At 63.7% G+C, this 16,147-nt stretch carries 17 protein-coding genes; 9 read left to right on the top strand and 8 right to left on the bottom strand.

Going from position 1 to position 16,147, the window contains the following annotated elements; genetic code table 11:
* From rapZ to QF118_RS06440, 4 genes are all read left to right on the top strand, one after another.
* Positions 1-921: an RNase adapter RapZ gene (gene rapZ / locus QF118_RS06425; protein WP_282301808.1), complete on the top strand. Its 921-nt coding sequence runs from the start codon at positions 1-3 to the stop codon at positions 919-921.
* On the top strand, positions 918-1,316 hold the full coding sequence (locus QF118_RS06430) for a PTS sugar transporter subunit IIA (RefSeq protein ID WP_282301809.1): 399 nt from the start codon (positions 918-920) through the stop codon (positions 1,314-1,316). Before rapZ ends, QF118_RS06430 begins: the two co-directional genes overlap by 4 nt.
* A 39-nt stretch (positions 1,317-1,355) precedes the next feature.
* A complete protein-coding gene (locus QF118_RS06435; protein WP_282301810.1) occupies positions 1,356-1,634 on the top strand; it encodes an HPr family phosphocarrier protein in 279 nt (92 codons plus the stop codon).
* A gap of 78 nt (positions 1,635-1,712) precedes the next feature.
* A complete protein-coding gene (locus tag QF118_RS06440) occupies positions 1,713-2,588 on the top strand; it encodes a lysophospholipid acyltransferase family protein (protein WP_282301811.1) in 876 nt (291 codons plus the stop codon).
* A gap of 6 nt (positions 2,589-2,594) precedes the next feature.
* On the opposite strand, the gene QF118_RS06445 is transcribed toward QF118_RS06440, so the two are convergent.
* Positions 2,595-3,470, bottom strand: coding sequence for a 3-hydroxybutyryl-CoA dehydrogenase (locus QF118_RS06445; protein WP_282301812.1), 876 nt, complete (start codon positions 3,468-3,470; stop codon positions 2,595-2,597).
* A gap of 157 nt (positions 3,471-3,627) precedes the next feature.
* Here QF118_RS06445 and QF118_RS06450 point away from each other — a divergent pair, with 157 nt between their 5' ends.
* Positions 3,628-4,467 carry a DUF6473 family protein gene (locus QF118_RS06450; protein ID WP_282302423.1) on the top strand — a complete coding sequence of 280 codons (840 nt, stop codon included), beginning with the start codon at positions 3,628-3,630 and terminating at the stop codon, positions 4,465-4,467.
* A gap of 92 nt (positions 4,468-4,559) precedes the next feature.
* Here the strand turns inward: QF118_RS06450 and QF118_RS06455 are convergent, their stop codons facing one another.
* From QF118_RS06455 to QF118_RS06485, 7 genes are all read right to left on the bottom strand, one after another.
* On the bottom strand, positions 4,560-5,486 hold the full coding sequence (locus QF118_RS06455) for an electron transfer flavoprotein subunit alpha/FixB family protein (protein ID WP_282301813.1): 927 nt from the start codon (positions 5,484-5,486) through the stop codon (positions 4,560-4,562).
* Positions 5,486-6,244, bottom strand: coding sequence for an electron transfer flavoprotein subunit beta/FixA family protein (locus QF118_RS06460; protein WP_282301814.1), 759 nt, complete (start codon positions 6,242-6,244; stop codon positions 5,486-5,488). The genes QF118_RS06455 and QF118_RS06460 overlap by 1 nt, the downstream gene beginning before the upstream one ends.
* 189 nt (positions 6,245-6,433) lie before the next feature.
* On the bottom strand, positions 6,434-7,555 hold the full coding sequence (locus tag QF118_RS06465; RefSeq protein WP_282301815.1) for a M48 family metallopeptidase: 1,122 nt from the start codon (positions 7,553-7,555) through the stop codon (positions 6,434-6,436).
* Positions 7,555-8,739, bottom strand: coding sequence for a DUF898 family protein (locus QF118_RS06470; RefSeq protein WP_282301816.1), 1,185 nt, complete (start codon positions 8,737-8,739; stop codon positions 7,555-7,557). The genes QF118_RS06465 and QF118_RS06470 overlap by 1 nt, the downstream gene beginning before the upstream one ends.
* A 101-nt stretch (positions 8,740-8,840) precedes the next feature.
* Positions 8,841-9,959, bottom strand: a complete 1,119-nt coding sequence (locus tag QF118_RS06475) for a M48 family metallopeptidase (protein ID WP_282301817.1) — start codon at positions 9,957-9,959, stop codon at positions 8,841-8,843.
* Positions 9,956-11,185: a DUF898 family protein gene (locus tag QF118_RS06480; protein ID WP_282301818.1), complete on the bottom strand. Its 1,230-nt coding sequence runs from the start codon at positions 11,183-11,185 to the stop codon at positions 9,956-9,958. The genes QF118_RS06475 and QF118_RS06480 overlap by 4 nt, the downstream gene beginning before the upstream one ends.
* Before the next feature lie 59 nt (positions 11,186-11,244).
* Positions 11,245-13,668: a DNA topoisomerase IV subunit A gene (locus QF118_RS06485; RefSeq protein WP_282301819.1), complete on the bottom strand. Its 2,424-nt coding sequence runs from the start codon at positions 13,666-13,668 to the stop codon at positions 11,245-11,247.
* Positions 13,669-13,831: 163 nt separating this feature from the next.
* On the opposite strand from QF118_RS06485, the gene QF118_RS06490 reads away from it, so the two are divergent.
* Genes QF118_RS06490 through QF118_RS06505 form a run of 4 tightly spaced genes read left to right on the top strand, consistent with a single transcriptional unit; the run spans position 13,832 to position 16,140 of the window.
* On the top strand, positions 13,832-14,416 hold the full coding sequence (locus QF118_RS06490; RefSeq protein WP_282301820.1) for an SH3 domain-containing protein: 585 nt from the start codon (positions 13,832-13,834) through the stop codon (positions 14,414-14,416).
* 49 nt (positions 14,417-14,465) lie between these two features.
* On the top strand, positions 14,466-15,299 hold the full coding sequence (locus QF118_RS06495; protein ID WP_282301821.1) for an SDR family NAD(P)-dependent oxidoreductase: 834 nt from the start codon (positions 14,466-14,468) through the stop codon (positions 15,297-15,299).
* A gap of 60 nt (positions 15,300-15,359) precedes the next feature.
* Positions 15,360-15,563 (top strand): twin transmembrane helix small protein, encoded by a 204-nt coding sequence (locus QF118_RS06500; protein ID WP_282301822.1) that lies wholly within the window; start codon positions 15,360-15,362, stop codon positions 15,561-15,563.
* A gap of 4 nt (positions 15,564-15,567) precedes the next feature.
* A complete protein-coding gene (locus QF118_RS06505) occupies positions 15,568-16,140 on the top strand; it encodes a cob(I)yrinic acid a,c-diamide adenosyltransferase (protein ID WP_282301823.1) in 573 nt (190 codons plus the stop codon).
* Positions 16,141-16,147: the final 7 nt, after the last annotated feature.

The raw sequence follows: 16,147 nt of genomic DNA on the forward strand, positions 1-16,147 counted from the left end.
ATGCTTCAGGGCATTCAAAGAGTGGTTTTGGTAACCGGACCGTCAGGCGCCGGGCGGTCAACCGCGATCAATGCGCTGGAGGATTTCGGCTTTGAAAGCATCGACAACATCCCGCTTTCGCTGATCCCGCGCCTGATCGAAGGCAGCGAACGCCTGCCGCGCCCCATGGCGCTGGGCATCGACGTGCGCAACCGGGATTTTTCCGCCGAAGGGCTGCTGGAGATCCATCAGGCGCTGTCCACCTTTGACGGGCTGAGTTGCGATCTGCTGTATCTGGACTGCGCGCCCGATGTGCTGAGCCGTCGGTATTCGGAAACCCGGCGCCGGCACCCGCTGGCCCCCGATGAATCGCCCAGCGAAGGCATCGCGCGGGAACTGGCCCTGTTGGAGGACGTTCGCGCCCGCGCCGATGTGCTGATCGACACCACCAACCTGACGGTGCACGAGCTGCGCGCGGAAATGGAAAGCTGGTTCCAGTACGAAACCGGCCAGGAAATGGCGCTGTCTCTGCACAGCTTTTCCTACAAGCGGGGGCTGCCGCAGGGTCTGGATGTCGCGATCGACTGCCGGTTCTTGCGCAATCCGCATTGGCAACCCGATCTGCGCGCCTTTACCGGCCTGGACGCGCCTGTGGCACAATACGTGGCGCAGGACGCGCGCTATGACGGATTCGTCGACCGCACGCTGGACCTGCTTTTGTTCATGCTTCCGGGCTGTGTCGAAGAGGGCAAGGCGCATTTTTCCGTGGGATTCGGGTGTACTGGGGGGCAACACCGGTCTGTTTCCGTAACGGAACACGTGGCAGCCGCCCTTGCACAAGAAGGCTGGCGGGTGTCAATTAGGCACCGCGAACTGGAAAGACGGGGGCTGACTTCGGCTTCGGGGCGCATGCCGGACAAAGCTGGAAAGGCGCCGCAGTGATCGGAATCGTGATCGTCGCACATGGAGGATTGGCGCGAGAGTATCTCTCGGCCGTAGAGCATGTTGTGGGCGAGCAACCCGGCATTCTGGCCATCTCGATCGAGGCCGATTGCGACCGGCCGTTGAAGCAGGCCGAAATCTGCGTGGCCGCAGATGAGGTGGACAAGGGCGACGGCGTGGTCATCGTGACCGACATGTTCGGCGGATCGCCGTCAAATCTGGCGTTGGTGGCCTGTCAGCCGGAAAACCGCCGGATTCTGTATGGCGCCAACCTGCCGATGCTGATCAAACTGGCCAAAAGCCGCCACATGACGGTCACCGATGCCGTGCGGGGTGCACTTGACGCGGGTCGCAAGTATATCGACAGCCGCAACATTGGCCCCGGCGCGGCCTGACCCCCGCGCCCCGACTTAATTAATCGAAAGACCGAATTCATGTCCGAGAGTGTTAACCGCACGCTGAAGATCATCAACGAAAAGGGCCTGCATGCCCGCGCCTCGGCCAAGCTGGTCGAAGTGGTCGAAGGCTTTGACGCCACTGCCGAGGTCAGCCGCGACGGCATGTCCGCCAGTGGCGACAGCATCATGGGGCTTTTGATGTTGGCAGCCGCAAAGGGAACCACTATTGAAGTCCAAACCTCGGGGCCGGACGCGATTGCGCTGGCCGATGCGGTCGAAGCGCTGGTCGCCGACCGTTTCGGGGAAGAGTGCTAGGCCGCAAATGGGGCCTTGGGGATGAACACTGCTCGGCCTGAAAGACGCCCGGGCCAGAACGACGGGACAGAGACGGGCATGGTCGAAAGCACGCATGCGCCTGCCACTGGCAAGAACGGCCCGTCCAATCCTGCCCCCTATGACAAGCGCAAGATCAGCTACGCCAACACCTTTACCAACCCGTGGAAGGCGACAACCATCCGCGCGATGGAATGGCTGACCGGCAAGATCCCGATGCTGCGCATAGTGCGCCGGTTCGAACGCATGGGCCCCGCCGAGGGGCAGGCGTTCTGGACGCAGGCGCTGGACATCATGCGGATCGAATTGCAGACCCCGGCAGAGCAGATCGCCCGCATCCCGGCGACCGGCCCGGTGATCATTGTCGCCAACCACCCGCATGGACTGGTCGACGGCATGGTGCTGGCGGAAATGATCGGCCGCGTGCGCACCGACTACAAGATCCTGACCCGGTCGCTGTTGACCGGCGTCAAGGAGATCGAGCCCTTCATGATCCCGGTGCCTTTCCCGCACGAGGACAACGCCCGCGAACAAAGCCTGGAAATGCGCGCCCGCGCCATGACGCACCTGAAGGAAGGCGGCGTCATCGTGTTGTTCCCGTCCGGCGTGGTGGCCCATTCCGAAACCTGGTTCGGCCCGGCGATCGAGGCAGGCTGGAACCCCTTTACCGCAAAGATGGTGCAGCGGTCGGGCGCCACCGTGGTGCCGGTGTATTTTCCGGGCCAGAACAGCCGCGCCTACCAGATCGCCAACAAGCTGTCGGCGACGTTGCGGCAGGGTCTGTTGATCCACGAGGTCATGCACGCCCGCAACCGGCCGCAAAAACCCGTGGTCGGGATGCCGATCACCCCCGAAGAGATCAAGGGCTTTGCCGGCGGTCAGCGCGAATTTGTTGCCTGGCTGCGCGACACGACCCTGTCGCTCAAGGAAGGCTGACGCGGCTCAGCGCGTCGGCACCGGTGTGTCGCCGCGGTAATCGTAGAACCCGCGTTGTGATTTGCGGCCCAGCCAACCGGCCTCGACGTATTTGGTCAGCAGCGGGCAGGGGCGGTACTTGGTATCGGCCAGCCCGTCGTGCAGAACGTTCATGATGGCAAGGCAGGTGTCCAGCCCGATGAAATCAGCCAGTTCCAGCGGCCCCATCGGATGGTTGGCCCCCAGTTTCAGCGACTGGTCGATCGAGTAGACGTTGCCGACGCCTTCATACAGCGTATAGACCGCCTCGTTGATCATCGGCATCAGGATACGGTTGACGATGAAGGCTGGGAAATCCTCGGCGCTTGCGGCGGTCTTGCCCAGCTTTTCGACAACGGCAAGGCAAGAGTCGTAGGTGGGTTTGTCGGTGGCGATGCCGCGGATCAGTTCCACCAGCTGCATCACCGGCACCGGGTTCATGAAGTGGAACCCCATGAATTTTTCCGGCCGGTCCGTGCGCGAGGCAAGCCGGGTGATCGAGATCGACGAAGTGTTCGAGGTCAGGATGGTGTGCGGGGCAAGGTCGGGCAGCAGTGCCTCGAAGATCTTGTGCTTGATCTCTTCGCGTTCGGTTGCGGCCTCGATCACCAGATCGGTCTGGGCCACGTCCTTCAGCGATGTGGTCGTGACGATGCGCGCCATGGCCGAATCGCGTTCCTCGGCGCTGATCTTTTCGCGGCTGACCTGGCGGTCCAGGTTCTTGCGGATCAGTGCAACGGCCTTGTCCATCGCGTCCTGGCTGATGTCGTTCAGCCGCACGTCATAGCCGGCCAGCGCCATCACATGAGCGATCCCGTTGCCCATCTGGCCTGCGCCGACAACGCCTACTGATTTGATCTCCATGGGACAATCCTTTGCTACGCGCGGCAACCATAGGCCCGCTTGCGGGGGGGCCGCAAGGGCAGGTGTCTCAACTTCTCGGAGCATTGTCACTTTAGCGATTTGGCAAGATGAATCGGCGAATCTCATCCTTGGGTGAGAAGATAAAGAGGTGGGTGAAATGACATGCCATTCCGGTGGGCCGGGGGCTCTTGAATACTATCCATGCAGATACGGAAATTCCCGCGTGCTGTTTCGCGGACCACGTAGCCAGATGGAGGGCGATTTCATCGCCTTTCTGGGGGGGATCGAAACCTACGGGCGCTTTATTGCAAAGCCCTATCCCGAGCTTCTGGAGCGGTTGCTGTCGGTGGAATGCGTCAACTTTGGCGTGGTGAACGCCGGGGTCGATTTGTACCTGAACGATCCGGCGGCGCTGGATCTGGCGGGCGGTGCATCCGCCAAGGTGCTGCAGGTCATGGGTGCGCAGAATTTGTCCAATCGGTTCTACATGGTGCATCCGCGCCGCAATGACCGCTTTTTGCGGGCATCCGAACAGTTGGAAACCCTGTATCCCGAGGTGGATTTCACAGAGTTCCATTTCAATCGCCACATGCTGGTGCGGCTTCGCGAGGTTTGCGAGACCCGCTATCAGGATGTGGTCAAGGAACTGCGCAATGCCTGGATCGCCCGGATGAAACACATCCTGACCATCATTCGCGGCAAGGTGGTCCTGCTTTGGTTTGCCGATCACGAGGTCGATGGGGACGGGACGTCGCCGAACGCGCGCGATCCGCTGTTCGTGACCCGCGACATGATCGAAACGCTGCGCCCCCGCGTTGCCGCCGTGGTCGAAGTCGTGCCCTCGGAAGAGGCGGTGATGCAGGGGACCATGGGCATGGTTTTCAACGATTTCGAAGCCTGCGCGGCCGCCGAACTGATGGGCCCCGCGGCCCATGCCGAGGCGGCCGATGCCCTGGCCGAGGTGTTGGGCCCGATGGTCGGACGCGGTCTGGCCTGACGCCGGCAACCGCCGCGCTGGATACAAAAAGGCCCGCCAAATCAGGCGGGCCTTTGGTGTTTCGCGTCAGGGCGGGGTGGTCCCGCGCCTGCTTACAGTTTTTCGGTCAGCTCGGGCACGGCGTCGAACAGGTCGGCCACCAGGCCAAAGTCCGCGACCTGGAAGATCGGGGCCTCTTCGTCCTTGTTGATCGCGACGATGATCTTGCTGTCCTTCATGCCGGCCAGGTGCTGGATCGCCCCCGAGATGCCGACCGCGACGTAAAGATCCGGCGCGACGACCTTGCCGGTCTGGCCAACCTGCCAGTCGTTCGGGGCAAAGCCAGAGTCGACCGCGGCGCGCGAGGCACCGACAGCGGCGCCCAGCTTGTCCGCGAGGGCTTCGATGATCTTGAAGTCGTCTTCCGAGCCAACACCGCGCCCGCCGGACACGACGATGCCTGCGCTGGTCAGTTCGGGGCGGTCGCTGGCGGCGACCTTGTCTTCGACCCATTCCGACAGACCGCTGGTTGCGCCTGTGTCGATGGCCTCGACCGGGGCCGAGCCACCGGCGGCGGCGGCATCAAAGCCCGCGGTGCGGATCGTCATGACCTTGACCGGATCACCGGATTTCACCGTCTGGATCGCGTTGCCCGCATAGATCGGGCGTTCGAATGTTTCGGCATCGACCACGGCGGTCACGTCCGAAATCACCATCACGTCCAGCAGCGCAGCAACGCGCGGCAGAACGTTCTTGGCGTCCGAGGTGGCCGGGGCCGCGATGTGCGAATAGTCGCCCGAAAGCCCCTTGATCAGATCGGCAACCGGTTCGGCCAGCGTGTGGCAAAACCCGTGATCGCCCGCGAAAAGCACCTTGGAGACACCGGCAAGCGTGGCAGCCTCGGCGGCGGCGGCGTCACCGCCCTGGCCTGCGACCAGCACATGAACATCGCCCAGCGAGGCAACGGCGGTCAGCGCCTTGGCGACCGCGTCGGTGGACAGTTGACCGTTGGTCACATCTGCAAGAAGAAGAACAGCCATTATACAGCCCCCGCCTCTTTGAGTTTCGCAATCAGCTCGTCGACCGAGCCTACCTTGATGCCGGCAGCGCGTTCGCTGGGCTCCGAGGTCTTGAGGACCGTCAGACGCGGGGTGACATCGACGCCGTAGTCGGCGGCAGATTTTTCATCCAGCGGCTTTTTCTTGGCCTTCATGATGTTCGGCAGCGAGGCATAGCGCGGTTCGTTCAGGCGCAGATCGACCGTCACGACGGCGGGCATCTTGACGCTGATCGTCTGCAGACCGCCGTCCACCTCGCGGGTGACCTTGGCGCTGTCGCCGTCGATCTCGACGTCCGAGGCAAAGGTCGCCTGGGACCAGCCCAACAGCGCCGCCAGCATCTGGCCGGTGGCGTTCATGTCGTTGTCGATGGCCTGCTTGCCACAAAGCACCAGACCGGGCTGTTCCTCGTCGACCACGGCCTTGAGGATCTTGGCGACGGCCAGCGGTTCGATGTCCTGGTGGACGTCGTCGGCGGCGATCACCAGAATGGCGCGGTCGGCACCCATGGCCAGCGCGTTGCGCAGCGTGTCGGTGGCCTGCTTGACCCCGATCGAAACCGCGACGACCTCGGTCGCCTTGCCAGCCTCTTTCAGGCGGATCGCCTCTTCGACTGCGATTTCGTCGAACGGGTTCATCGACATTTTCACGTTGGCGAGATCGACACCGCTTCCGTCCGCCTTGACGCGGACCTTCACGTTGTAATCAATCACGCGCTTGACGGGCACGAGTACCTTCATCGGCGTTCCTCTCCTTGGTCTGGCGCGGCGGATTCTGCCACGCGGCATTCCTCAGGCAGTTTGATACCGCGCCGCAGCACGGGGAAACAGAGCAAAATCGTCACGTTAGCGCCAAAGGACGTCGCGTTTTTGAGGCATGTCGAAAACACCGGCCAAAATCAGGGGAAAATTCCCGGACCCGGCTGAAAATCAGTCGCAGATTCGCTGCAGCGCCTGCCATTCCGCGCGGTTCAGGATCGGGTTGGTGTCGGATTGGCTTTCGGCAAAACTGCGGGCCTGTTCGGCGCGTTCGGCAGTGACCGGGTGGGTCGCCAGGTAGCCGGGCAATTCCAGCCCGCCCAGTTCCGCGTCGATCACATCGAAGAATGCCGCAAAGCCCGTGGCGCTGACGCCCGAATTGTCCAGCATCCGAAGGGCAAAGGCATCGGCCTGACCTTCGGCGTCGCGGGTATACGAGGCGTTGATCATGTGTTCGCCCAGGATGGCGAACAGCGCCCCGCCGGTGAAATCCCCGATCAGCATGGACAACAGGCCGGCGGACCCGGCGGCACGCAGCGCGTTTCGCGTGGCGTCGCGGGCTTCGACGTGGCCCAGTTCATGCGCCAGAACACCGGCGACTTCGTCGGGGCCGCTGGCCTTGTCCAGAAGACCGCGCAGGATCACGACCTGACCACCGGGGGCGGCAAAGGCGTTGATCATCGGGTGGTCCAGTACCTGAAGCTCGATGTCATAGCGCATCTGTTGCCCTGCGGTCAGGCGGCGCAGCATGGCCTGCAGGGCGGCGTTGCCGGCGGGGTCGTCGCAGTGCAGCGCCCCGATGCGCGTGCCGCCCAGGACCCGCTCCATCTGGGCGGTGACGGTCTTGCCAAAGGCGATTTCGCGCTCGATCGGCAGGATGCGGGCGAGGGTGTTGGCCATTGCGGGCAGGATCACGAACAGCATCATCAGCGCCGCCACCACCGCCCCCGCGGCATATTTCACGGCCTTGCGCCCGGTGCCCTTGTGCAGATCCTGTTTGAACAGGTTTGGCCGCGTCCTGTGCAGCCAGGCGATCAGATCGGGGTCATGGATCACCAGGCGGGCGGGATCGCGCGGGGCCTCGTCGGTGGTTTCGGCCAACCGCGTCAGGATCAGGCGCGACGGGTCGGCGGTGTCATGCAGGGCCCGCAGGTCGGGCAGTTTCCATTGCAGGGCACCGGGCAGGGTCTGCCCGGTGATCTCGAGCGCCTGACGGTCCTTTGACAGGGCGACAAACACGCTGTGTCGCCCCGCCGTTTCACCGTCAAAGAACTCCGCGCCGGTGGGCTGCATCAGATCGCGCCGCCGATATCCAGCGCGTCGGCAAAGCCTTCGGCGTCCAGGCCGGTTTCGGCCTCGCGCTGACGGATGGCGTTCAGGGCGTCCGGGTTGGTGACCGTGATGGTGCCGATGTAATGGGCCAGGATCGGCTGGACGATAAAGACCAGGGCCAGCGCCTGAACCGCGATCAAGGCCACGACATAGCCGATCGCGCCAATGGCAATGGTGCCGATCCCGGGGGTGCCGCCCGATGCCTCGGTCACAAGAAAGACGAGGCCGGCCAGCACGGCGATCACGGCAGCCAGGGCAAGCCCGACCAGCAGGGAGCCAAGGATATAGGTCTTGAGCACGGTGCCGGTTCGCGGGGCCGAGACAAAGCGGATGTCCGCGCCCAGGCGTTTGTGGCTGGTCAGATAGCCAAAGCTGCGCACGCCGAAATACACAAGGCCGATGATCAGCCAGACATAGCCGACGCCGCCGGCAATCGCGGCCACGCCCGGAACCTGCGCCGCGCCCAGCACGCCGCCCAGCACCATAAGCCCGATGCCGATCCCGACATGCTTCATCGCGCCATACAGATCGGTCCATTTGCCTTCCTGGACAAAGCGGGCATCACCGTACCAGCTGCGGTCGGTCATGTACTTTTCCAGGAAAAAGACCTGGCGCGGCAGCAGGGCGCCAAGCGTGACCAGGGTCAAAAGCCCGTGTCCGATGGCGCGCCAGACAAAGCCCCAGGCGCCCTTTTCCATGCCAAAGCGGATGCCCCGCCAGCGGGTGCGCGCCATCTTGTAGCGCCGGGCGCGGTAGACCGCGAACAGCAAAAAGGGCACGACCGCAAAGATGGTGACATACAGCGCGATGAGTTGGCCGATGGCTTGCTCCATCGTGACGGCCGGGGTCATCAGCGTCAGCCCGAAGAAGAACAGCACCATCTGGATCAGCCCGACGTAGACCGCCAGGAAAAGCACCGCCAGCAGAAAGCCCAGGAACTTTTCCATGCCGGTGCCGGTGTATTCGAATGTATCTCCGCCGGCATTGGTCGATGACCAGATGTATTTGCGCAGGCGGGTCTTTTGCCAAAAACGATAGATCCCAAGCGTTGCCAGGGTCAGAAAGCCGGTTTTCAGGGCCAGATTGAAAAGCGGCCCCCTTTCGCCGGTATAGTGGATTGCAAAATCGTCCGGGTTGGAATGCATTTACCTAAGTCCTCACTGTCACGCGGTAATTCCGGGCAGAGTGCCGCCGGGACAACCATAAGTAAAGTCGGGTTTTGCCGGCCTTGGCGCTGTTTTCGCGGTCACTGCCACCGTTTTTGTTCGCAGATGGATTTCAGGGCGTGCCAGTCGTCCGAGGCCAGAAGCGGGGCAAAGCCATGGCCCCGGGGCGTAGCGGCGCGCGCGGCCTTTATCCGGTCGCCAAGGGCCGGATGCGACAGGAAATGCGCCATGATCCCGGCGGCTTCGGAGCCCTGTTCGCCAAAGCGTTCGAACATCCGGGCCAGCGCGTCGGGCGGCAGCCCCGCCTCCAGCATGACGCGATGGGCAAACAGATCGGCCTTGGCCTCGGCCCCTTGTGAATATTGCGCGTCGATCAGCCGTTCCGCCAGAAACAGCACAAGGGTGCCACCGGCGAAATCCCCCAAAAGCAGCCCCAGCACCCCGATCGAACCCGCCGTGCGCAGTGCGTGCCGGGTCGGGTCGCGGCTGACCACATGGCCGATTTCATGGGCAAAGACGGCTGCCAGTTCGTCAGGTTGGTCGGCGGTGTCGATCAGCCCCTTGAAGAACACGATGTGCCCGCCGGGCAGGGCGAAGGCATTGACCATGTCGTGGTCCAGCACATGCACCGTCAATTCGGTGGGCAGATCGACCGCTGTCTCAAGCCGGGCCTGAAGCCTGTCCAGCGCCGCGCGGCCGGCCGGGGCGTCACAAAAGGCCACGGGGCGATAGCCGGTTTCGTCCATCGCTTCGCGGATCTGGGTCAGGGTGGCTTCGCCCAGGGCGCGTTCGCCTTCGGGCGGGATGAAGCGGGCCAGTTGGTCGGCCATCACCGGCACCAGCACAAAGACGATCAGCGCGACCGAGGCGATGGCGGCGGCGGCCCATTTCAGGATTGCGCCACGGTTGGCGGCAGGGGCGGTTTTGTGCGGCCGGGGCAGGTGAAGCACCAGGCCGGGTTCCTTGAGGATCAACCGTTGCAGCGGATCATCGGCCAGGCGCAGCACGATCAGGTCCGATCCGGCAAAATCGGGCGGCACTCGGATCCGGTCCAGTGGCCAGTCGATGCCCTTTCCGCGCAGGGCCCGCGCCGCGCTGTCGAGGAACACCTCGACCTGCCGGGGGCTGCCGGTCTGGCCGTCCAGGTGCAGTGCCGTGGTCTCGAAATCTGTGTCGAAGCTGTCCGCCATGTCGGTCATAGCGAGGCCCCCACATCCAGCGCCTCGGCAAAGCCTTCGGCCTCGGCGTGTTCGTCGCGCGGGCGCTGGCGGATCTGCGACAGGGCGGCGCCCCCGGTCAGGCTCAGACCGCGGGCATAGTGGCGCAGCACGGGCAGGGTGACCATGGCGTGGGAAAAGGCCGACCAGGTCAGGAAGATCGAGAAATAGGCCATGGCGGACAGGGCGACAAAGGCCCATTGGGTTTTACGGGTCCAGCCAATGGCCACGCCATCGTTGGCAATGTCGATTTGCGGCGCCAGGGTCTGGATCTGGGCATAGACGATTCCAAGGATGCCGATCGGCACGGCCGCTGCCAGCGCCGCCAACAGATAGCCAAAGACGTGAATCCACAGCACGCGCCAGGGGCTGGCCGTCAGGGTCAGGCCGACGCCGTCCAGCGATTTGGTGGCGGTCAGGCGGCGCAGGCTGTCGACCTTGTAATAGATCAGCCCGAATCCAGCGAGCCCCCCGGCAAAGACCAACACAGGCAGCGCTGCTGCCGTATTGCCAAGCTCCAGCACCACAATGCCCACAAGGCCAAGGACCAGCGCAAGCGCGATCCAGACAAGCGACCGGTACAGCATGGTCCAGCGTCCGCCCTGATGCATCCTGCGATCGCCGAAAAAGGTGCGGTCGGTTTTGTATTTCTCAAGCCGATAGGTCATCAGCGGCCACAGCAGCCCCGCCGACAGGATCGTCAGAAGCCAGTAACCCAGCGCCCGAAAGGCATAGCCCCAGGCTCCCGGCTCCAATCCAAAGCGCAGGCCCAGCCAGCGGGTGCGCGCCAGCACATAGCGTCGGGCGCGGTACTGCGCGTAGAACCAGATCGGGATCACGCCGACAAAGGACAACAGATAGGCGGCGGCGTTGTCTTGCAGCAGGGAAAAGCTGGCGAACATCAGCGCCAGGTTCACGATGCCGATGTAGAACGCCAGGATGACCACGGCGACAAGGAAGCCCAGCAGCTTTTCAAAGGGGTCGCCAACGTATTCCAGCGGCATCCCGCCAATGCGGATCGCCGACCAGTACCAGCGGCGTAACCGGGTCTTCATCCAGAACCGGTAGAGGCCCAGGGTCACCACGGTCAGCGCGCCGGATCGAAGCGCCAGCGCCAACAGGCTGGACCGCTTGCCTTGAAAGTCACCATGCAGGGGCGGGGCGGCGGCGGGCGCTGTCCATGGTCCCTGTGTCTGCGCGTCGTTCAAATGTCCTGCCCCTGGCTGTCAATGCGGAGCAGGATACAGGCGCAGGCGCGGCGGTAAAGTCAGTTGAACCTGTTGTCCCTTGGGAAACCGCGCGGGGCCATGCGGCCGGTGCCGGCCCGCTTGCCTATCCATTCCTCTAGATCGGTTTCGGTGCGGGTGCGCCCTGCCGGATCCAGCCAGCTGAGCCCTTCGGACAGGGTAAAGGTGCGCACGTCGGACATGCCGCCATCCTTGTACTTTTGCAGGCGCACACCCTTGCCGCGACCCATTTCAGGCAGTTCGTCCAGCGCAAAGACCAGAACCTTGCGGTTTTCGCCGACCACGGCGACATGATCGCCGGTGACCGGTTTGCAGACGCGGGCGCGCACGTCATCCTTGACGTTCAGCACCTGTTTGCCCGACCGGGTCTGCGCGATCACATCGGCCTCGGGCACGACAAAGCCATCCCCGGCAGAGGAGGCGACCAGCAGTTTGCCGTCGGGGCGGTGAATGAACAGATCGACGATCTCGGCCTCGTTCGGCAGATCGACCATCAGGCGCAGTGGTTCGCCCATGCCGCGCCCACCGGGCAGACCGGCGGCGGACAGGGTGTAGAAACGGCCGTTCGAGCCAAAGACCAGCAGTTTGTCGGTGGTTTCGGCGTGGAAGATAAAGCGCGGGCCGTCGCCGTCCTTGAATTTCAGTTCGCGGTTCAGGTCGATATGGCCGGTCATCGCCCGGATCCAGCCCATTTGCGAACAGACCACGGTGATCGGTTCGCGTTCGATCATTGCCTCGATCGGGACATCTTCGGCCTCGGCGGCCTCGGCGAACCGGGTGCGGCGCGGGCCGCCTTCGTAGCCCTTGCCAAAGGCCTTGCGGACCTCGCGCAGCTGTTCGGCGATGCGCGACCATTGCAGATCGCCGGAATCGAGCAGGTCTTCGAGCCCGGCGCGTTCCTCCATCAGGCGGTCTCGCTCGCCGACCAGTTCCAGTTCCTCAAGGCGGCGCAGGCTGCGCAGGCGCATGTTGAGGATCGCCTCGGCCTGCACGTCCGACAGCCCTTCGGAGCGCCCGACAAAGCGCGCGGGCACCTTGGCGTCGGTGCCGTCGTCGGCCAGAACGCCGCGCGCGATGGCCTCGGGGTCTTCGCGAAGGGTCAGGGATTTGACGTCGATCCCGGCCAGCGGCGACTGGTAATCGCGTTCATCCGTTGCGCGGGTGATGGTCGCCTGATGGGTTTTCGACCAGTCCTCGTACATCAGCGCGGCCTTGGGATCATCGTCATAGCGGATGATGTCGATGACGCGGTCAAGGTTCAGAAAGGCGACGATCAGCCCTTCGAGCACTTCGAGGCGGTTGTCGATCTTGGCCATGCGGTGACGCGACCGGCGGACCAGCACATCGCGGCGGAAGTCGAGAAAGGCGCGCAGAACCTCTTTGAGCGAGCAGACGCGCGGCGTGACGCCGTCGATCAGCACGTTCATGTTCAGGCTGAACCGGGTTTCCAGATCGGAATTGCGGAACAGCATGTTCATCAGGACATCGGGGTCGACGTTCTTGGACTTGGGCTCCAGCACCATGCGGATGTCGTCGGCGGATTCGTCGCGTACATCGGCCAGAATCGGGATCTTCTTGGTCTGGATCAGCTCGGCGATGCGTTCGACCAGCTTGGATTTCTGCACCTGGTAGGGGATTTCGGTCACGACGGCCTGCCACAGGCCGCGGCCAAGGTCCTCGACCTCCCACTTGGCGCGCAGGCGAATGCTGCCGCGCCCGGTGCGATAGGCGTTGGCGATGTTGTCGGCCGGTTCGACGATCACCCCGCCGGTGGGGAAATCGGGGCCGGGAACGTATTGCAGCAGCGTGTCGTCGCGGGCGTCGGGGGATTTGATCAGATGCAGGCAGGCATCCAGCAATTCGCCGATGTTGTGCGGCGGGATGTTGGTCGCCATGCCCACGGCAATGCCGCTGGACCCATTGGCCAGAAGGTTCGGGTAGGACGCGGGCAGAACCACGGGTTCCTGCAGGCGGCCGTCATAATTGTCCCGGAAATCAACGGCGTTTTCGTCCAGGCCTTCTAGCAGGGCCTCGGACATGATGGTCATGCGGGCCTCGGTATAGCGCGAGGCGGCGGGGTTGTCGCCGTCGATGTTGCCAAAGTTGCCCTGACCGTCGACCAGCGGGTAGCGGATGGTGAAATCCTGCGCCAGGCGCGCCATTGCATCATAGATCGCGGCATCGCCGTGGGGGTGGAAATCGCCCATGGTGTCGCCGCTGATCTTGGCGGATTTCAGGAACCCCCCGGTCGAGTTGAGCCGCAACCGGCGCATGGCGTACAGGATACGCCGATGCACGGGCTTCAGCCCGTCGCGGGCATCGGGCAGCGCCCGGTGCATGATCGTCGAAAGGGCATAGGTCAGATAGCGGTCACCGATTGCACGGCGCAGCGTTTCGGACATTTCCCGAGGGTTCATGTTGGGGTCGAGCGTATCGTCATCCATAGATGCTGTGATACCGTTGCCCATTGGCACCGGCAAGCCAGCCCGTGGGAAAAAATCCCCGTTTTTCCCTTAGGCCAGCGGCGGGAATCGGTTAAAACGTCGAAACGCCGCGCAATCTGCCTGCGGTGCACGTGGTGTTTGGGTCGTTTTCGGGGGGTATGTGATGACGCGGGTTATCCTTGTGACTTTTGGTTTTTTGGGTTGGGCATGGTACGAAATGTCCGGCGGCAGCGCCTTTGAGCCCGGAACGAATTCGTTGATGGTGCTTGCGCCGGTCGAAGAAACCACGATCGCGCGCCCCGAACGGGTCGCCATCGTCAGCACCAAGACCGAAACGCCGCCGCGTCCCGAAGTTACCCGCACCACTGGCATGGGCACTTCGCTGGCCAATGTGGGCAACCTGACGCGGGTCGCCGCCCCCTGGGAAACCGGCACGGCCAAGGCCGACGACATCGCGTCGCTGGTGAACACGGTCGTGGCCGCGGACGAAGGGTCGCAAGTGGCGGCCAAGCCGATCATGGTACCGGTGGTATCGGTCGCGTCGTCGATCGACTATCGCACCGTCACGGGCAACCGTGTGAACCTGCGCAGCGGTCCCAGCACCGGGTTCGACGTGGTGACCAAACTTGTGCGCGGAGACGAGGTCGAAGTGCTGCAAGAGGACGGCACCGGCTGGGTCAAACTGCGCGCGCTGCGCGGCAGCGACATCGGCTGGATGTCCGAGCAGTTCCTGGTTGCCGGCAACTAGGGCACAAAACGCCCTTTCGCGGGCGCGCTGCCTGACATAGATCGGCGGCATGACACAGAAATCCATTCTTATCACGGGCTGTTCGTCGGGCATTGGCCTGGACGCCGCCCAGGGCCTGAAGGCGCGCGGCTGGCGCGTCTTTGCCTCCTGCCGCCAGCAGGCCGACTGCACCCGTCTGCGGGCGATGGGCTTTGAAAGCCCGCGGCTTGACTACGCGGACGGAGGCAGCATCAAATCGGCCCTGGCCGAGGTGCTGGCCGCGACCGGCGGCACGCTGGACGTTCTGTTCAACAACGGCGCCTATGCGGCGCCCGGCGCCGCCGAAGACCTGCCTGCCGACGCCCTGCGCGCGATTTTCGAGACGAATGTCTTTGGTTGGCATGATCTGACGACCCGGGTGATCCCTGTCATGCGGGCGCAGGGGCATGGCCGGATCGTCAACCATTCCTCGGTTCTGGGACTTGTGGTCCAGCCCTGGCGTGCGGCCTACAACACCTCGAAATTCGCGATCGAAGGGCTGACCGACACCCTTCGGCTGGAGATGCGCGACACGCCCATTCACGTGATCACTCTGAACACCGGGCCGGTCACGTCAAAGATCCGCGTCAACGCCATCCCGCATTTCGAGAAATGGATCGACTGGAAGGCTTCGCCGCGCGCCGATCAGTACCGCGAAACGCTGCTGCCCCGCCTGTACGAGGACAACGGCCCGGACCGCTTTGAATTGCCGCCCTCGGCGGTCACCGCCAAGCTGATCCACGCGGTCGAGGCAAGCCGTCCAAAGCCGCGCTATTACATCACCACGCCAACCTACATTTCGGGCATGGCGCGGCGGTTGCTGTCGACGCGGGCGCTGGACTGGCTTTTGACGAAAGGCAGCTAATTGGGTTCGCTTTTTGCGCAAAGGCGTCTAAGTCATGGCGCAAAGACATAGGAGTCGCCCGTGGCCAAGGATCCGCTTTTCATCGTCGTCGCCATCGCCATGCTGTTTGTCGTGGCGGTCCTTCTGTTCGGCATCGGCGCTTTCGCCCGTGGCGGAGAGTTCAACCGCAAATACGCCAACAAGGCCATGCGCCTGCGGATCGCCGCGCAATTCGTTGCAGTGCTTTTGATCCTGGGGTTCGTCTGGTTGCGGCGCGGAGGCTGACACGATGGTTGTTCTGAACAAGATTTACACCCGCACCGGTGACAAGGGCGATACCGCGCTGGGCAATGGCGCGCGGGTGGCCAAGTTCGATCCCCGAGTCGCCAGCTATGGCACCTCGGACGAGCTGAACTCGGCCGTCGGCGTTGCCCGCCTGCACGCCGAAGGCGACATGGACACGGCACTGATGCGCATCCAGAACGACCTGTTCGATCTGGGCGCCGACCTGTGCCGCCCGGACATGGAGCAGGACGCGCAGGCGGAATACCCGCCGCTGCGCATGGTGGCCGAACAGGTGACGCGGCTTGAGAACGAAATCGACGCGATGAACGCCCGGCTGGAGCCGCTTCGCAGTTTCATCCTGCCGGGCGGCTCGGCCCTGTCGGCGCATCTGCACGTCTGCCGCACCCAGGCCCGCCGCGCCGAGCGGCTGTCGGTCGAACTGGCCACCGTCGAGACGGTGAACCCCGAGGCGATCAAGTATCTCAACCGTCTGTCCGACTGGTTCTTTGTCGCCGCGCGCATCGCCAATGACGACGGCCGCGCCGATGTGCTTTGGATTCCGGGGGCGAACCGCTAAGGCGGCG

This window comes from Tropicibacter oceani, assembly GCF_029958925.1.
Taxonomy (GTDB): domain Bacteria; phylum Pseudomonadota; class Alphaproteobacteria; order Rhodobacterales; family Rhodobacteraceae; genus Pacificoceanicola; species Pacificoceanicola oceani.

Bases quoted from the DNA above. Each gene is read 5' to 3' on its own strand.
- rapZ (WP_282301808.1), top strand. From the start codon at position 1: ATGCTTCAGGGCATTCAAAGAGTGGTTTTGGTAACCGGACCGTCAGGC.
- QF118_RS06435 (WP_282301810.1), top strand. From the start codon at position 1,356: ATGTCCGAGAGTGTTAACCGCACGCTGAAGATCATCAACGAAAAGGGC.
- QF118_RS06440 (WP_282301811.1), top strand. From the start codon at position 1,713: ATGGTCGAAAGCACGCATGCGCCTGCCACTGGCAAGAACGGCCCGTCC.
- QF118_RS06445 (WP_282301812.1), bottom strand. From the start codon at position 3,470: ATGGAGATCAAATCAGTAGGCGTTGTCGGCGCAGGCCAGATGGGCAAC.
- QF118_RS06450 (WP_282302423.1), top strand. From the start codon at position 3,628: ATGACATGCCATTCCGGTGGGCCGGGGGCTCTTGAATACTATCCATGC.
- QF118_RS06455 (WP_282301813.1), bottom strand. From the start codon at position 5,486: ATGGCTGTTCTTCTTCTTGCAGATGTGACCAACGGTCAACTGTCCACC.
- QF118_RS06460 (WP_282301814.1), bottom strand. From the start codon at position 6,244: ATGAAGGTACTCGTGCCCGTCAAGCGCGTGATTGATTACAACGTGAAG.
- QF118_RS06465 (WP_282301815.1), bottom strand. From the start codon at position 7,555: ATGCAGCCCACCGGCGCGGAGTTCTTTGACGGTGAAACGGCGGGGCGA.
- QF118_RS06470 (WP_282301816.1), bottom strand. From the start codon at position 8,739: ATGCATTCCAACCCGGACGATTTTGCAATCCACTATACCGGCGAAAGG.
- QF118_RS06475 (WP_282301817.1), bottom strand. From the start codon at position 9,959: ATGACCGACATGGCGGACAGCTTCGACACAGATTTCGAGACCACGGCA.
- QF118_RS06485 (WP_282301819.1), bottom strand. From the start codon at position 13,668: ATGGATGACGATACGCTCGACCCCAACATGAACCCTCGGGAAATGTCC.
- QF118_RS06490 (WP_282301820.1), top strand. From the start codon at position 13,832: ATGACGCGGGTTATCCTTGTGACTTTTGGTTTTTTGGGTTGGGCATGG.
- QF118_RS06495 (WP_282301821.1), top strand. From the start codon at position 14,466: ATGACACAGAAATCCATTCTTATCACGGGCTGTTCGTCGGGCATTGGC.
- QF118_RS06505 (WP_282301823.1), top strand. From the start codon at position 15,568: ATGGTTGTTCTGAACAAGATTTACACCCGCACCGGTGACAAGGGCGAT.